The sequence below is a fragment of the Rhizobium sp. Leaf453 genome (genome assembly GCF_001425605.1).
Classification (GTDB): domain Bacteria; phylum Pseudomonadota; class Alphaproteobacteria; order Rhizobiales; family Rhizobiaceae; genus Pararhizobium.
Window position 1 is genome coordinate 80,972 of sequence record NZ_LMRG01000026.1, and the last position, 15,872, is coordinate 96,843.

General features: G+C 59.1%; 14 protein-coding genes and 1 tRNA gene. 9 read left to right on the forward strand and 6 right to left on the reverse strand.

Annotation, left to right across the window (positions count from 1 at the left end):
• Nucleotides 1-35 precede the first annotated feature (35 nt).
• Nucleotides 36-1,154, reverse strand: coding sequence for an alanine dehydrogenase (gene ald, locus ASG68_RS21855; RefSeq protein ID WP_062585783.1), 1,119 nt, complete (start codon nt 1,152-1,154; stop codon nt 36-38).
• 154 nt (nt 1,155-1,308) lie between these two features.
• Here ald and ASG68_RS21860 point away from each other — a divergent pair, with 154 nt between their 5' ends.
• On the forward strand, nt 1,309-1,770 hold the full coding sequence (locus tag ASG68_RS21860; RefSeq protein WP_062585782.1) for an Lrp/AsnC family transcriptional regulator: 462 nt from the start codon (nt 1,309-1,311) through the stop codon (nt 1,768-1,770).
• 11 nt (nt 1,771-1,781) lie between these two features.
• Here ASG68_RS21860 and ASG68_RS21865 read toward each other — a convergent pair whose 3' ends face one another.
• Nucleotides 1,782-3,026, reverse strand: coding sequence for a sensor domain-containing diguanylate cyclase (locus ASG68_RS21865; RefSeq protein ID WP_062585780.1), 1,245 nt, complete (start codon nt 3,024-3,026; stop codon nt 1,782-1,784).
• 190 nt (nt 3,027-3,216) lie between these two features.
• Entirely contained in the window at nt 3,217-3,537 is a 321-nt protein-coding gene (locus tag ASG68_RS21870; RefSeq protein ID WP_062585778.1) for an HlyU family transcriptional regulator, read from the reverse strand.
• A gap of 99 nt (nt 3,538-3,636) precedes the next feature.
• Between ASG68_RS21870 and ASG68_RS21875 the strand changes: the two genes are divergently transcribed.
• Entirely contained in the window at nt 3,637-4,542 is a 906-nt protein-coding gene (locus ASG68_RS21875; protein ID WP_244484305.1) for an alpha/beta hydrolase, read from the forward strand.
• Between the two features lie 12 nt (nt 4,543-4,554).
• Here ASG68_RS21875 and ilvA read toward each other — a convergent pair whose 3' ends face one another.
• Nucleotides 4,555-5,802, reverse strand: a complete 1,248-nt coding sequence (gene ilvA, locus ASG68_RS21880; RefSeq protein WP_062585776.1) for a threonine ammonia-lyase — start codon at nt 5,800-5,802, stop codon at nt 4,555-4,557.
• Nucleotides 5,803-5,985: 183 nt separating this feature from the next.
• Here ilvA and ASG68_RS21885 point away from each other — a divergent pair, with 183 nt between their 5' ends.
• On the forward strand, nt 5,986-6,600 hold the full coding sequence (locus tag ASG68_RS21885) for a hypothetical protein (protein ID WP_062585774.1): 615 nt from the start codon (nt 5,986-5,988) through the stop codon (nt 6,598-6,600).
• Nucleotides 6,601-6,609: 9 nt separating this feature from the next.
• Here the strand turns inward: ASG68_RS21885 and ASG68_RS21890 are convergent, their stop codons facing one another.
• The gene (locus tag ASG68_RS21890) at nt 6,610-7,371 is read right to left on the reverse strand and encodes a competence/damage-inducible protein A (protein ID WP_062585772.1); all 762 of its coding nucleotides are present in this window, start codon (nt 7,369-7,371) and stop codon (nt 6,610-6,612) included.
• 163 nt (nt 7,372-7,534) lie between these two features.
• On the opposite strand from ASG68_RS21890, the gene wrbA reads away from it, so the two are divergent.
• Nucleotides 7,535-8,134, forward strand: coding sequence for an NAD(P)H:quinone oxidoreductase (gene wrbA, locus ASG68_RS21895; protein WP_062585765.1), 600 nt, complete (start codon nt 7,535-7,537; stop codon nt 8,132-8,134).
• Nucleotides 8,135-8,386: 252 nt separating this feature from the next.
• Entirely contained in the window at nt 8,387-8,629 is a 243-nt protein-coding gene (locus ASG68_RS21900) for a DUF2188 domain-containing protein (protein WP_062585763.1), read from the forward strand.
• A 219-nt stretch (nt 8,630-8,848) separates the two neighbouring features.
• On the opposite strand, the gene ASG68_RS21905 is transcribed toward ASG68_RS21900, so the two are convergent.
• A complete protein-coding gene (locus ASG68_RS21905) occupies nt 8,849-9,085 on the reverse strand; it encodes a hypothetical protein (RefSeq protein ID WP_244484306.1) in 237 nt (78 codons plus the stop codon).
• Nucleotides 9,086-9,286: 201 nt separating this feature from the next.
• Here ASG68_RS21905 and ASG68_RS21910 point away from each other — a divergent pair.
• The 4 genes from ASG68_RS21910 to ASG68_RS21925 all read left to right on the forward strand — a co-directional run bounded on the left by ASG68_RS21910 (nt 9,287) and on the right by ASG68_RS21925 (nt 15,202).
• A tRNA-Leu gene (locus ASG68_RS21910) sits at nt 9,287-9,371 on the forward strand.
• 42 nt (nt 9,372-9,413) lie between these two features.
• The gene (gpt, locus tag ASG68_RS21915) at nt 9,414-9,911 is read left to right on the forward strand and encodes a xanthine phosphoribosyltransferase (RefSeq protein WP_062585761.1); all 498 of its coding nucleotides are present in this window, start codon (nt 9,414-9,416) and stop codon (nt 9,909-9,911) included.
• A 179-nt stretch (nt 9,912-10,090) separates the two neighbouring features.
• Nucleotides 10,091-10,675 carry a hypothetical protein gene (locus ASG68_RS21920; RefSeq protein WP_062585878.1) on the forward strand — a complete coding sequence of 195 codons (585 nt, stop codon included), beginning with the start codon at nt 10,091-10,093 and terminating at the stop codon, nt 10,673-10,675.
• A gap of 708 nt (nt 10,676-11,383) precedes the next feature.
• A complete protein-coding gene (locus ASG68_RS21925) occupies nt 11,384-15,202 on the forward strand; it encodes a vitamin B12-dependent ribonucleotide reductase (RefSeq protein ID WP_062610209.1) in 3,819 nt (1,272 codons plus the stop codon).
• Nucleotides 15,203-15,872 lie beyond the last annotated feature (670 nt).

Here is a 15,872-nt window from a genome sequence, read left to right on the forward strand (position 1 = left end):
CCGGCCCTTGCAGATGTTCCGGGAAGCGATGGTGATCAGGCGATCTTCAACAGTGCTTCCGGTGCGTGGTTCTCGTAACCCAACGCTTCCGCCACCGCCTTGTTGGTGACGCGGCCCTTGTGGACGTTGAGGCCAGCGCGCAGGTGCCGGTCCTCGGCAATCGCCTTCAGGCCGCGGTCGGCAAGCTGCAGACCGTAGAACAGCGTCGCATTGTTCAGTGCATGCGCCGATGTGACGGGCACCGCGCCCGGCATATTGGCGACGCAATAGTGCACGACGCCATCGACTTCGTAGGTCGGGTCGGAATGTGTCGTCGCATGCGATGTCTCGAAGCAGCCGCCCTGGTCGATGGCGACATCGACGATGACGGCGCCCTTCTTCATGCCGGAGAGCATTTCGCGCGTCACCAGCTTCGGTGCGGCTGCACCTGGAATCAGCACGGCACCGATGACGAGATCGGCCGAGAAGACTTCCTCTTCCAGTGCATCGATGGTCGAAAACCGGGTGTGGACACGACCGCCGAAGATATCGTCGAGCTGGCGCAGGCGCGGGATCGATCGGTCGAGAATGGTCACATCAGCGCCGAGGCCAACGGCCATGCGGGCCGCATGCAGGCCGACGACGCCGCCACCGATGACGGTGACCTTGGCCGGCAGAACGCCAGGCACACCGCCGAGCAGGATGCCGCGTCCGCCATTGGCTTTCTGCAGCGACGTGGCGCCAGCCTGGATCGCCAGACGTCCGGCAACTTCCGACATCGGTGCAAGCAACGGCAGGCCGCCACGATCATCCGTCACCGTTTCATAGGCGACAGCGGTAACGCCGGAGCCGAGCAGACCCTTGGTCTGCTCCGGATCGGGAGCGAGGTGGAGATAGGTATAGAGAAGCTGACCGTCGCGAAGCTGTGCGCATTCGGCGGGCTGCGGCTCCTTGACCTTGACGATCATATCGGCTTTTTCAAACACATCCTTGGCGGATGCGACAATCTTGGCGCCGGCAGCGCGGTAGGCGTCATCCTCAGCGCCAATTCCTGCCCCCGCCTTGGTTTCGATGATCACATCATGGCCATGGGCCACATACTCCCGGACCGATCCGGGGGTGAGCCCGACACGATATTCATGGTTTTTGATTTCCTTCGGGCAACCGACACGCATCCTCGCGTTCCTCTCCTCTGCGGCTTTCGCCATTGCTGTTGGACACCATAAGGGATCAGAAACAGCGCCGCATGTCCTTGCAAAGACGATGGAGCTCGCGATAATCTTCCGTGAGTTATTGCGCAAATAGGCAGAAAGTTCGCAGGATATTCGAATGTCGATGATGGATGCAATTGATGCTGCGATCCTGCGGATTCTTCAACAGAATGGCAGGATCGCGAATGCCGAGCTTGCCGAGCGCGTTGGCCTGTCCGCTTCCGCCTGCTCGCGCCGGGTCGATATTCTCGAAAAATCCGGCGTGATCAGCGGCTATCACGCCCGCCTGTCGCACAAGGCACTCGACTACCGGATCATGGTGATCGTCCATATCTCGCTGTCGGGCCAGTTCGCCAAGACGCTGACGGAGTTCGAGGCGGCGGTCAAACTCTGTCCGAATGTGCTCGTGTGCTACCTGATGTCGGGCGAGTACGATTATATCCTGCGCGTCGCGGCGAAGGACCTCGAAGACTATGAGCGAATCCACCGTGACTGGCTGTCGGCCCTGCCGCATGTGGTGAAGATCAATTCCAGCTTTTCGCTGCGAGAGGTGATCGATCGCCCGAATGTCGGCGTCTGAACGATCGGGGGTCAGAGATTGCCGACTACGCAGTTTCGGCCTTTGCGCTTGGCCTCGTAGAGGCGCGCATCCGCCTTGGCCAGCAGGTCCATCGCAGTTGAACCGTCGATCGGTGCCGATGCAATGCCGATACTGATCGTCACCGTTGAATGATCAGCGGTCATGACATCGCTCATGACACGCAGCCGCAAATCCTCTGCACGGGTAACGGCCTTGATGTGATCGAGACCTTCGCAGAGCACGACGAACTCCTCGCCCCCATAACGAAACAGCCGATCGCCCTGCCTTAATCCAGATTGTATCGCCGCGGCGATCGCTTTCAAGACCTGGTCCCCCTCGATATGTCCGAACCGGTCGTTGATGCTCTTGAAGTGATCGGCATCGATGATCATCAAACTGGCAGGATTTCCTGACGTGACTGCGCTGCGGATCAGTCGCGGCGCCTCGAATTCGAAGCGGCTACGATCGAGAACGCCCGTCAGCATGTCTCTTCCCGACTTCGACAAAAGGTCCTCGTAGCGCTCACGGAAAGTCAGCGTGTTGAATATGTCGCCAATCGGTTGTTGCGAAACCGGGAGGGCAATATGGCTAGACAGGCGCAGATAGGCTCCGAGTATGACCGAATAGAAGACCGCCGCTCCCATCTTTGCGATCCAGCCACCCCAGAAAACGTCCATCGGCACGCCGTTGATGGCATGCAACGCGATAAAGAATCCGGTCTGGTCGAAGGTCAGAACCACCGCGCCACAGATCAGGAAGCGCAATGTCAGGGATTTCCGTACCCAGCGCCCGATCCGCTCGTAGAGCAGGATGATGATGAGCGAATCCAGATAGAGCAGCAGTGTGCCCCACAGCATCAGCCAGCCCATCTCGTCGATAAACGTCAGGTCGGCGGTGCGTTCCGGCGCGATCATGACCGTATCATGCAATCGCAGGATGAAGCCAAGTCCGAGTGTCAGGAAATTTCCCGCCAGAAGACCATAGATCGGCTGGCGCACCATTGCCGCATCCTCCTTCACGTAGAGAAGGAGGATCATCAACAGCTTGCCGGAAAACAGAACCGCCGAGCCCGGTGAGATGACACCGAACGGCAGTTGGACGTAAAACACGGCCGCAAGATATGTTTCGATGAAATGCATGACGCCGAGCGCCGCAATGAAAACACCGATACCCAGACGATGGCGCAGGTGCAGCAGCGCGAGCATGATCACGACATAGACGAGACCTTCGCAGAGAAACAGGACTATGTTGGTCATCGGCAGTCGTTCACCCGGATTTGCTTCCCGGTTCTATAAAGACCAAGTTTGAAGAAAAGTTTATGAGTTTACCCGCATCGCGTGTCCAATGCGCTTTGAGTGCTTATCGCACTCAATTGTCAGTGGTGTCGATGGCGAAATTTAGCGACCGGCAGATCATCAATCTGAGATCGAGACGTCGAAGCAACCATCAAACTTGGCGGGAAACGGCATCGTCGGAAAATAGAGACGGGCCGTGCTGGTCGATGATCTGGTGGCCCTTACGCAGCGTTGCGTCGATCACGTCCTGCTCCGAGCTGAAAAGGTCCGCACGAATGAAGGTGCGCACTTTCGTCACCCCATCGACTTCCTTTTCCACCGAGCCGGCCAGCCGGAACTGCGCGCCTTCGCGCTTCGGTGTCGCGCGGATCACGCAATCCGCATAGGCTTCGGTCTTGCCTCCGCCGGACGCATTTGCGTCCTCTTTGGAGCCACCCGAAAGTCCGAACAATTTTGAAAAAAACGAAGCCATGCGGAAGACTTACCCACGGCAAACCGGCCTGTCAAAGGTTAAGTTTTGGCAAGATGTGCGGTGTATCCTCAAGTTCGGGAAACAGGCGCTAAAGCGATCATGACAGCAGATTTCGAAGCAATCGCATCGGTCCGGGATATCGACGACGGGCTTGCACATCGCGAATCGGCGTTTCCGGATATCCGTCCGGGCCTTGCCAAGGAAATCGTCTGGGCAGATCCTTCCGCGAAAAATCGCACGCCACTCGCCATCGTCTATATCCACGGCTTTTCCGCCTCGAAGGGCGAGGTTAGGCCCCTGCCCGATCGGATTGCAGAGGCACTGGGCGCCAACCTGTTTTACACCCGCCTCGCTGGCCATGCCCGCAGCGGCGATGCCATGACGGAGCCCACTGTCGAAGACTGGGAAAATGACATGGCCGAAGCCCTGACGATCGGGGCGCGGATCGGCGAACGGACATTGATCATCGCGACCTCCACCGGCGCCTCGCTCGCCACATGGGCCTTGGCGAACCCGGTTCTGTCGGCCCGCGTTGCCGGCGCGGTCTTTCTGGCGCCGAACTATCGGATCAAGGGACGCGGTGCCTTTCTCCTGACGGCACCGCTTGCAGCGATGACCGCCCGTCTCATTCTCGGCCCTCACCGCTCCTTCACCCCCAGAAACGATCTGCACGCCGCCTACTGGACGACCCGCTATCCGGTGCGGGCACTGCTGCCGATGGCACGTCTGGTCAAGATCGTCAGCACGCTGTCATACGAGAACATCCGCGTGCCGGCACTTTTCCTGCATTCGTCCCGCGACCAGGTAATCGATCACAGCCGCACGCAGGTTGTCGCGGAACGCTGGGGCGGACAGGCGACGCTGCTTGATCCCGGCGATATCGGTGATCCGCACGGCCATGTCATTGCCGGCGACGCACTGTCGCCGAACACCACCAAAAGCCTGATCGGCATCATCCTGAATTGGTTCAGGAAAGACGTTCAAAAGGCAGATATTGCTTCATAAAATGATATCATATCAAATGACGAGATTGGCTAGTATCTCGTTGTCTGTGATATCCTGATAGCGCAGCCCGGCACCATCGAACGCAGCCTTCAACCGTGGGAAATTCTCCGGATTCCTGGTTTCAATGCCGATCAGGATCGAGCCGAAATTGCGCGCCGACTTCTTCAGATATTCGAACCGCGCGATATCGTCCTCTTCTCCGAGCAAGCCGAGAAAGTCCTTCAACGCACCGGGACGCTGCGCCATCCGCAGGATGAAATATTTCTTCAGGCCCGCATGCCGCATGGCCCGTTCCTTCACATCCGGCAGGCGCTCGAAATCGAAATTGCCACCCGACACCACCGCCACGATCGTCTTGCCTTCGATCCGCTCCCGGCCGAGTGCCTCTAACGCAGTGATTGACAAGGCCCCCGCCGGCTCAAGCACGACACCCTCGACATTGAGCATATCGGTGATCGTGACGCAGATGGCGTTTTCCGCCAGAAGCAGAACCTGATCCGTCGAGAAACGCCGGAGCGCTTCGAAATTCAAATCACCGATCCGCCCGACCGCCGCGCCATCGACGAAGTTATCGACCTGATCGAGTGTCACCACCGAGCCAGCTTCAATGCTGCGCCTAAGGCTTGGCGCTCCCTCTGGCTCGCAGAAGATGAAGGCTTCCGGGGACACGACGTCCTTTAGATATCCGGTCATACCGGCCGATAGTCCGCCACCGCCGACCGGCATGATGACGAGGTCGGGAACGGTGCCTTCGGGAAGTTGCTCCATGATTTCGGCCGCAACCGTCGCCTGCCCCTCGATGATGTCGGCATGGTCGAACGGCGGCACCATCACGCCGTCGATTGCATCGACGTGATCGCGGGCCGCCTGGTAGCACTGGTCGAAGAAGTCGCCGACCAACTTGATGCTGATGAACTCGCCGCCGAACATCCGCGTCTTGTCGATCTTCTGCTGCGGTGTCGTCACCGGCATGAAAACCACGCCCGGCACGCCGAAATGCCGGCAGACGAAGGCAAAGCCCTGTGCGTGATTGCCGGCCGAGGCGCAGACGAACGTCTTGCCCGTGCCACCCGCCGCGATCACCTTGCGGAAGAAGTTGAAGGCTCCGCGAATCTTGTAGGAGCGCACCGGCGAGAGATCCTCGCGCTTCAGGTAGATCGTCGCGCCATAGCGCGCGCTCAGATGCTCGTTAAGCTGCAGTGGCGTTGCCGGAAACAGCGCGCGCAGAGCCTCTGCGGCATCATCAACATCCTGCTTCATGGAATGCGGTCTTTCCTTCGGGTTCCTGTTGCCCTGCCTATGCCACAACACCCAGATTGAGGCCATCGGTATTCGCAAAATAACATGAGTTGTTTGATCATGTTTATTCATATCGAGGCCGCTTGACAGCGTCGGGCAAATCCCGAAAATCCGCGACCGAGGATCGGTCCTGTGGAGGAAAACATGTGCACCGGCAACAAGATCAGCGCTCTGGCTTACGCCGTCTGCGCTTCGGTGCTGATGCAATTTGCAGGCGGACCGGCAAGCGCTGGGCCGCTGGCGCAGGCAGCCGCGAAAGCCGAGGCCTTGGCCGCGGCGGGCGATACAGTCGGCGCCCACAATCTCCTTCGCTCCGCGGCGAGCGACTTTTCCGCCAAACTGCCCTTCTCGATCGCCAAGGCGGTGTTCGTGAAGGCCAGCCCGGATGGTTATGCGCGCTACGACCTGCGCGACGGCTCATCCTTCAAGCCGGGCGAGAAGCTCATCTCCTATATCGAACCGATCGGCTTGAGCTGGAAACCCGCCCCCGCCGGCAGCAAGAAACAGTCGCACTTCTCCGTCGACATGGACATTCTGAGCATCACGGGCGAGCAATTGGCGAGCCAGAAGGCAATCGGCGAATACACCTTCGCCAGCCTCGTCCCCAACCAGGAAATCTACGCCACCCTGACCACCGATGTCAGCGGCGGTGCGGCCGGAGATTATATCCTCCGCTTCCGTTTCAACGATCTCAACAACGGCAAATCCACCACTGTCGATCAGAAGTTCACGATCTTGGGACCAGTCGCCCAGCCCTGAAGATAGCCCTCAATTTTGCGCGGCGGCTTTCGCAGCCGCAATCGCCTCGATCATCGCCTTTACATCAAACTCCGCCGCGTCGAGCAGCGCTTCGTCTCGGGCGCGGATGACGAGATCCGTCGAGAACGACTTGCCGTCGAACTTCGGGTAGGAACCGATGCTGGTCTGCGGATGGGCTTTCTGCACCTCGCCGAGCGGCCCGCCGATATCGCCTTCGCCGAACGGCGACCTGACCGTGCGCGATTTCACCGCCGTTCCGGTTTCGAGCTGCGGCAGCAGCACATCCAGCATCGCCTGGAAAACCTGCGGCACACCGGCCATCACATGGACATTGCCGATGCTGAACCCCGGCGCCGTCGAGACGGCGTTGGGTATATGCCGCGCGCCGTTCGGCATGCGCGCCATGCGCCGGCGCGCTTCCGTGAATTCCATACCGCGACGCTCGTACATGGCAGCCAGCAGCGTCATGGCTTCCGGATCATGGATACATTCGACGCCGAAGGCACGCGAAATGGCGTCGGCGGTAATGTCGTCATGGGTCGGCCCGATCCCGCCGGAGGTGAAGACATAGTCGTAACTGCCCCTGAGTGCGTTGAGTGCAGCCACGATCGCCGGCTCGTCATCGGCGACGATACGCACTTCCTTGAGATCGATGCCGGCGATGGTCAGCATTTCCGCGAGATGGCCGATATTCTTGTCCTTGGTGCGTCCGGAAAGCAGTTCGTCGCCAATGGCGAGCATGGCGGCCGTGACGATTTTTTCGCTGGTCATTGCAAATTCCCTGGTTTGCGACTGTGATCGTTCAGTCAAAAATCCTGCTGTCTACTATTATCGAACAGTCTGTTATCCGCATGGGTTCGGACAGAGCCTGCATGAACTGGTAAAACGCTCTCCAGAGGCAATCAAGCAGCATTGCCAGATCAAGGAGAAGACGATGGCTAAGGTACTGGTGCTTTACTATTCCGCTTATGGACATATCGAAACGATGGCCTATGCCGTGGCCGAGGGTGCAAAGTCGGCAGGCGCCGATGTCACCGTCAAGCGCGTCCCGGAACTTGTTCCGGAAGATGTCGCCAAGGCGTCGCATTTCAAGGTCGACCAGAAGGCCGAGATCGCCAAGCCGGATGAACTGGCCGAATACGACGCCGTCATCTTCGGCGCCGGCACCCGTTACGGCACGGTCGCCTCGCAGATGCGCAACTTCGTTGACCAGACCGGTGGTCTATGGATGAAGGGTGCGCTGGTCGGCAAGGTCGGCTCGGTTTTCACGTCCTCCGCCACGCAGCACGGCGGTCAGGAAACCACCATCCTCGGCTTCATCCCCACGCTCATGCATCACGGCATGGTCGTTGTCGGCCTGCCCTACGCGTTCCAGGGCCAGATGGGCCTTGAGGAAGTCAAGGGCGGCTCGCCCTATGGCGCTTCGACGATCACCGGCGGGGACGGCGCACGCCAGCCCTCCGAAGTCGAACTGGAAGCAGCCCGTTACCAGGGCGCCCATGTCGCCAAGATCGCTGCAAAGCTTTCCGCATAAGCGACCGGACACGGTTTGCTGGACCTCAAGGGCGGCCGCAAGGTCGCCCTTTTTAATGCCTGAGGCTCAGCAACAGCCACCGAATACAATTCCCGCTCGTTTCGTGTTAGGCTGCTTCGCCCGGACGAGAGACGATAAATCAGCGACACGCATTCCGGCATCTGGAACGATTGGCCTCGACCGGCCGTTCCGTCCGGTCAGACCGCAAGCCATGATGGCATTCGAATGCGGCGCGCTTTCAGGGAGCAGGACATGACGAGAGTGGTATACGCAGTCGTTCAGCATGATGGTGGGTGGGCCTACAAGCTCGCCGATGTTTTCTCCGAATCCTTTCCGACCCGGGAAATGGCGCTCGCCGCTGCCCGCGCCGCGGCCGCCGAACAGCAGGTGGGCGGCGATGATGAGGAAATCAGCTTTCAGGATCAGGACGGGCACTGGCATTTTGAACATGCCGATGGTGGCGATCGTCCGGAAGCTGTCGTCGACGATCGCTGAATGACCGCGAAGCCGTCCGGCACGTCGCTGTTGTGAAATCGAGTGCCCCTCTCCGGCGCCGAAGAGGGGCAAATTTGTTTCGTGATGAAAACGCCGAGTTTCCCTCCCTCGGCAAGGCGATTTAGTCTGTGCTCGCGCCCCAGATCAATCGAAACCCTTTATTAACCTTCACGCGTAGGGTTAATGGCCTCTGGCGTCGCTCTGTCGCAATCGACCGACTCAGGTTGCCGTTTCGAGCAATCCCGCCTGACGGAACCACTCATCGACGCTTGCCTGCACTGCGGCTTTCGCCTCGTCGAGTGTATCGGCGGACTGGAAATCATAGCGCAGCGTGCCGTTGCAGCCGGAGACCATCCATTTCCAGTTGTTCTGGCCATCATGCTGCAGCACGAAGGCTAACTGGTTCTGGCCGAGCATGCCGATATAGGATCGGTTTCGGAGTGGCTTCCACGTCAATGGGATTTCTTGCAGCACTGCAGCTTGGCCTTCTTGTTTCCTCTCAAATATAGGCTTCTGGCTGTTAACGCATAACCCTGTCGTTTGAGGGGTTTTTGCAAAACCGCATTGTTACCCAACGAACCGTAAATCACCGGCTGGCCAGTCTTTTCCGAGACAGGCACTTGACCTTGGCGCGCGGGTGTTTGAAAGAAAAGGAATGCGGACGTGGCGAAACTGGTAGACGCAAGAGACTTAAAATCTCTCGGAGAGATCTGTACGGGTTCGATCCCCGTCGTCCGCACCAGATCTCGAACCGTCGACGCCGCGTCTAACCGGAGCCTTGCACATGTCACTTCCCGAAAAAGCGTTTCCCGTTTCATGGGATCAGTTCCACCGCGACGCGCGCGCACTCGCATGGCGCCTCGCCGACAATGGCCGCACCTGGAAGGCCATCGTCTGCATCACGCGGGGCGGGCTCGTTCCGGCGGCCATCGTCTGTCGCGAATTGAACATCCGCCTGATCGAGACGGTTTGCGTCGCCTCCTATCATACCTATGATACGCAGGGAGAGATGTACGTGCTCAAGGGTATCACGGAGGAACTGAAGGCCAATGAGGGCGAAGGCATCCTGATCATCGACGATCTGACCGACACCGGCCGTACGGCAGCGATCGTCCGTGCCATGTTGCCAAAGGCGCATTTCGCGGCCGTCTATGCCAAGCCGCAGGGCCGTCCGCAGGTGGATACCTTTGTCACCGAAGTCAGCCAGGATACCTGGATTTATTTCCCCTGGGACATGGGCTTTACCTATCAGGAACCAATCGCGAAGGGTTCGCGCGGCTGATTGCGAGCCGCTGGTATCTTATTACAGCGGCAGCGGCGTTTTTTTTCATCATCGTTCGCGAATATTCACTGGTTTTCAAGACGCTACACCTGATAAATTGAACCATCGTCGCAGCGATGACAAGAACCCGAGGCGGATCGCAGGCGCCGCCGGAACGGGTCGAACGGGGGTGGATCATTGTGCCAAGGTTTTTTGCTTCGACCATCGTCGGTGCCTGCTTTTGGGCGCTCCAACTTGCCCCATCCTCCGCAAATGACGTCCATGTTGCGGCGGTAACCGCCTATGTCGAGGCCAATGTGCGGCGCTGGATTCAGGACCCCGTCATTATCGACGGGATCAATGATCAGAACGAACTGCATGCACATCTCACCCAGTTCGACATCGAGACCATGGATGCCAACTGGAAGATCGAATTTGCAAGCAACAACCGCCCCCTCATCGACTCTGTCCTGAATAATGCGCTTTCGAAATTCCTCAAGGAAAAGCAGGCGGATTCTGACGGTGTCATCACCGAAATCTTCGTCATCGATGCCAAGGGCCTGAGCATCGGCGAGAGCGAGGTGAGTTCCGATTACTGGCAGGGCGACGAGCTGAAGTGGCAGAAGACTTATCTTGTCGGCCCGGATGTCCTGTTTGTCGATCGGCAGGAAAAGGATGAATCGACGCAGATGCTGCAATCACAGGCCAGCATGACCATTTCCGACCCGAAGACCGGGCAGCCCATCGGTGCGATCACTGTCGGCATCAATCTCGACGCCCTGTAATTGTGAAACCGAAGAAATGCGGGCGCGCTGGCGAAAGTGACAGCCTTATGTGCCAACCCTTCGGCGCACGACGCTGAAAACGAACGCGAATCACATTTATCCACGGCCCACATTTGGCGTAGCTTGGCTATGGCGGAAGCTCGCGAGGGTTAATTCTCTATTGTTTTTCACCCGCAAAATCTCACTTTTTCCACATGCCCCTGCGGCAAGCCCTGAGGCCTCGCGAGCAAGCATCTGATTTTGCTGGATTTGCCTGATGTCCCCGTTTTCCACAGGTAGCACACACAACATCTGGTGTTCATAAATACGGCACAAACCAGCCCTTGACGGAATCGGGTCCGATACCGTTAATGGATTTCACGTTGCGGCGGCGGCGGGACCGGAAAGTTACGAGGCCGGTTCATTTCAGAAAAAATCGTCTGTGTATCAGGCGGCCCTGGTGGATGATCCGCCGGTCGCGACGGTTATTTTTTGTGATCTCCCCAGGCGCCAAACACGTCACAAAACGCTGGCGTAAAGAAGTTGTTAATACTATATTTAGTGTTTGCAGCGAAAATCAGCACAAGATACAGGGTTACCCGAGACGGGTTTCCCACTCAGATCGGAAACTGGAACTGGCTGCGCGACCTCCCGTGCGGCCGGACGGAAATAATTGTGCCTTGAGCCTCCTTCGGTTCAGGCATGCGGCAAACAAAGGACAAGGGACAGATGCAGATCGAACGTCGTTTCACCAAGGCAGGCCAGTCGGCCTATGCCGAGATTGAGTTCCGCAAGGCCATCAGCGAGATCAAGAATCCCGATGGCTCGATCGTGTTCCGCCTTGCCGATATCGACGTGCCCGCGCAGTTCAGCCAGGTTGCCGCCGACATTCTCGCCCAGAAATATTTCCGCAAGGCCGGCGTTCCCGCACGCCTGAAAAAGGTCGAGGAAAATTCCGTTCCGTCCTGGCTGTGGCGCTCCGAGGCCGACCTCGCCGCCATGAAGGATCTCCCGAAGGAAGAACAGTACGGTTCCGAAACCGACGCCCGCCAGGTTTTCGATCGTCTGGCCGGTACCTGGACCTATTGGGGCTGGAAGGGCAACTATTTCGCCTCTGAAGAAGACGCCCTCGCCTTCCGTGACGAGCTTGCCTACATGCTCGCCACCCAGCGCGTCGCGCCGAACAGCCCGCAGTGGTTCAACACCGGCCTGCACTGGGCCTATGGCATCGACGGCCCCGGCCAGGGCCATTTTTATGTCGACCCCTTCACCGGCAAGCTCGTCAAGTCGAAGTCGTCCTACGAGCATCCGCAGCCGCATGCCTGCTTCATCCAGTCCGTCGGTGACGACCTCGTCAACGAAGGCGGCATCATGGACCTGTGGGTGCGCGAAGCCCGCCTGTTCAAGTACGGCTCCGGCACGGGCTCCAACTTCTCCTACCTGCGCGGCGAAGGCGAAAAGCTGTCCGGTGGCGGCAAGTCGTCGGGCCTGATGTCCTTCCTCAAGATCGGCGACCGCGCCGCCGGCGCCATCAAGTCGGGCGGCACCACCCGACGTGCGGCCAAGATGGTCGTCGTCGATATCGATCACCCGGATATCGAGGAATACATCAACTGGAAGGTCAAGGAAGAGCAGAAGGTTGCCGCCCTCGTCACCGGCTCGAAGATCGTCTCCAGGCACCTGAAGGCGATCATGAAGGCCTGCGTGAATTGCGCTGGTGATAACGGCGCCTGCTTCGATCCGAACGAGAACCCGGCCCTCAAGCGCGAAATCCGCGCCGCCAAGAAGGATCAGGTGCCGGAAAACTATATCCAGCGCGTCATCCAGTTCGCCAAGCAGGGTTACAAGGACATCGAGTTCAAGACCTACGACACCGACTGGGATTCGGAAGCCTATCTCACCGTGTCGGGCCAGAACTCCAACAACTCCGTCTCCCTGAAGGACGATTTTTTGCGCGCCGTGGAAGCGGATGGTGACTGGAACCTCACCGCCCGCAAGGACGGCAAGGTCATGAAGACGCTGAAGGCGCGCGACCTGTGGGAATCGATTTCCTACGCTGCCTGGGCATCGGCCGATCCGGGCCTGCATTTCAACACGACCATGAACGACTGGCACACCTCGCCGGCCGCAGGCTCGATCCGCGCCTCCAATCCGTGCTCGGAATACATGTTCCTCGACGACACTGCCTGCAACCTTGCCTCGCTGAACCTGCTTCAGTTCAAGGATGCCGCCACCAAGAACATCAATATCGGCGATTACGAGCATGCCGTGCGCCTCTGGACGCTGGTGCTTGAAATCTCGGTGATGATGGCGCAGTTCCCGTCGCGGGAAATCGCCGAGCGCTCCTATGAATACCGCACGCTCGGCCTCGGTTACGCCAATATCGGCGGTCTCTTGATGTCGTCGGGCATTCCCTACGATTCGACTGAAGGCCGCGCCATCGCCGGTGCGCTCACCGCGATCATGACCGGCGTCTCCTATGCGACCTCGGCCGAAATAGCCGCCAAGCTCGGTCCGTTCCCCGGCTTCAAGCCGAACCGCGAATCGATGCTGCGCGTCATCCGCAACCATCGCCGCGCCGCCCATGGCGAGACGCAAGGCTATGAAAGCCTGTCGGTCAACCCGGTCGCGCTCATCCATGCCGAATGCCCGGATCAGGCCCTGATCGCCCATGCGACCGCCGCCTGGGACAAGGCGCTCGAACTCGGCGAACAGCACGGTTATCGCAACGCCCAAGTCTCCGTCATCGCGCCGACCGGCACGATCGGCCTCGTCATGGATTGCGACACGACCGGCATTGAGCCAGACTTTGCGCTGGTGAAGTTCAAGAAGCTCGCCGGCGGCGGCTACTTCAAGATCATCAACCGCGCTGTTCCCGAAGCGCTGCGCACGCTCGGCTATTCGGAAAGCCAGATCGCCGAGATCGAGGCCTATGCCGTCGGTCACGGCAACATCAACCAGGCCCCCGGCATCAACCCCGGCTCTCTGCGTGCCAAGGGCTTTTCTGATGAGAAGATCGAGGCGATCAACGCCGCCACCAAGGCCGCCTTCGACATCAAGTTCGTCTTCAACCAGTGGACGCTCGGTGCCGACTTCCTGAAGTCGACGCTGAAAGTCTCCGACGAACAGCTGTCCGACATGAGCTTCAACCTGCTCGAGCATATTGGTTTCTCGAAGAAGGACATCGAGGCCGCCAACATCCATGTTTGCGGTGCGATGACGCTGGAAGGCGCGCCGTTCCTGAAAGCCGAACATCTGCCGGTGTTCGATTGCGCCAATCCATGCGGCAAGATCGGCAAGCGTTACCTCTCGGTCGAAAGCCATATCCGCATGATGGCGGCTGCCCAGCCGTTCATCTCGGGTGCGATCTCCAAGACGATCAACATGCCGAACGATGCGACCGTCGAGGATTGCAAGAACGCCTACATGCTGTCCTGGAAGCTGGCGCTGAAGGCCAATGCGCTTTATCGCGATGGCTCCAAACTCTCCCAGCCGCTCAACGCCTCGCTGATCGAGGACGAGGACGACGAGGATGCGCTGGAGGATTTCATCCAGCAGCCGGTTGCCGCTCAGGCCGTGACCGTCACGGAAAAGATCATCGAGCGCGTCATCGAGCGGGTCACCCGCGAGCGTGAAAAGCTGCCGAACCGCCGCCAGGGCTATACCCAGAAGGCGATCGTCGGTGGCCACAAGGTCTACCTGCGCACCGGCGAATTCGGCGATGGCCGCCTCGGCGAGATCTTCATCGACATGCACAAGGAAGGTGCCGCCTTCCGTGCAATGATGAACAACTTCGCCATCGCCATCTCGCTCGGCCTGCAATACGGCGTGCCGCTGGAAGAATATGTGGAGGCCTTCACCTTCACCAAGTTCGAGCCGGCCGGCATGGTTCAGGGCAATGACGCGATCAAGAACGCCACGTCGATCCTCGACTACGTGTTCCGCGAACTCGCCGTCTCCTACCTCAACCGCCATGACCTCGCCCATGTCGATACATCCGACTTCGGCAACACGGCGCTCGGCAAGGGCATCCAGGAAGGCAAGACCAACCTGATCTCCACCGGCTGGACCCGCGGCCACAAGCCGACGCTCGTCACCGGCGGCCAGATCGACCGCGCCGCCGGCGAACCGAAGGGTGCCGCCACCGCCGCCCCTGCCCGCGCCGCCTCCACCGGCACGGTGACAGCCTTCTCCGGCAACGCCGCCCGCAAGATCGAAACGGTTTCCTCCGTTGCGATCTCCACCTCCGAAATCGTCGCCTTCAAGCGCGATTACGAGGAACGCGCCGCCGAACTGGCCGAGGAAATCGCCGACGAGCACACGGTCGAGGCCGAACCCGACGTCACCGCCCTGTTCTCCGACAAGGCCGCCGCCGAAGCCGCCGCCGCCAAGGCCGATGCCAAGAAGATCGAAGCCGAACGCCGCATCCGCTCCATCGCGCAAGGCTACACCGGCAACATGTGCTCCGAGTGCCAGAATTTTACGATGGTGCGGAATGGCACGTGCGAGAAGTGCGACACATGTGGAAGTACAAGTGGTTGTTCTTGATTACTCCGTTTACTCCGTAGTTGCTAGCTCCTGTACGAAGACACTTCCTTAGAAGAAGATAGTCTGGGCGAAAGTCCGGACCATCTTTGGGGAATAGACCTCCGTGATCTGGCTGAAGCTGCGCGTTGCCAATTTGCGCTGAAGCGGCTTCAGCCAGATGTGGCACAGGGCTCATTTTTGGACCCAGCCAAAGGCTGGGCCTGCTCATTGTCTCAAATGATTCCGATTATGTTGAGTATGGCTGAACCAAGCAGAAGAGCCGCAGCTCCACGCTGTGGAGGTGTAGCCGGTGCGGAGTGCTCGAAACAATTTGGCGGTGCGCTTCGGTCGGGTTTCCCTTGATCACCGCTTATGCCGCTTGTCCTCGCTCGCATGACGACGTCAACCACACCGTTGTCGTCGAGAGCGTCATGAAGTTTCCCGGCAGAGCTTTCTGAACGGCACTTGGTCTCATCGCGCTCTATCCTAGCGATGAGGCCCTGCCTCTCGCTCATTGCCAGATTGATTGAGAAGTGCCCGCGCACGGCGCAGGCTTTTGACTTCAGGCTGAAGCTACGCGTTTCCAATTACACTGTAGCTGCTTCTCCCTGATGTGGCGCGACGTTTTTGAAACCAGGGTTCGGCCTGGGCTTCGTCAATCCGACCTTCGTCAAATCGTCTTCGCCGGAAG

Excerpts from the sequence above, each read along its gene's own strand:
- ald (WP_062585783.1), bottom strand. The coding sequence starts at position 1,154 with ATGCGTGTCGGTTGCCCGAAGGAAATCAAAAACCATGAATATCGTGTC.
- ASG68_RS21860 (WP_062585782.1), top strand. The coding sequence starts at position 1,309 with ATGTCGATGATGGATGCAATTGATGCTGCGATCCTGCGGATTCTTCAA.
- ASG68_RS21865 (WP_062585780.1), bottom strand. The coding sequence starts at position 3,026 with ATGACCAACATAGTCCTGTTTCTCTGCGAAGGTCTCGTCTATGTCGTG.
- ASG68_RS21870 (WP_062585778.1), bottom strand. The coding sequence starts at position 3,537 with ATGGCTTCGTTTTTTTCAAAATTGTTCGGACTTTCGGGTGGCTCCAAA.
- ASG68_RS21875 (WP_244484305.1), top strand. The coding sequence starts at position 3,637 with ATGACAGCAGATTTCGAAGCAATCGCATCGGTCCGGGATATCGACGAC.
- ilvA (WP_062585776.1), bottom strand. The coding sequence starts at position 5,802 with ATGAAGCAGGATGTTGATGATGCCGCAGAGGCTCTGCGCGCGCTGTTT.
- ASG68_RS21885 (WP_062585774.1), top strand. The coding sequence starts at position 5,986 with ATGTGCACCGGCAACAAGATCAGCGCTCTGGCTTACGCCGTCTGCGCT.
- ASG68_RS21890 (WP_062585772.1), bottom strand. The coding sequence starts at position 7,371 with ATGACCAGCGAAAAAATCGTCACGGCCGCCATGCTCGCCATTGGCGAC.
- wrbA (WP_062585765.1), top strand. The coding sequence starts at position 7,535 with ATGGCTAAGGTACTGGTGCTTTACTATTCCGCTTATGGACATATCGAA.
- ASG68_RS21900 (WP_062585763.1), top strand. The coding sequence starts at position 8,387 with ATGACGAGAGTGGTATACGCAGTCGTTCAGCATGATGGTGGGTGGGCC.
- gpt (WP_062585761.1), top strand. The coding sequence starts at position 9,414 with ATGTCACTTCCCGAAAAAGCGTTTCCCGTTTCATGGGATCAGTTCCAC.
- ASG68_RS21925 (WP_062610209.1), top strand. The coding sequence starts at position 11,384 with ATGCAGATCGAACGTCGTTTCACCAAGGCAGGCCAGTCGGCCTATGCC.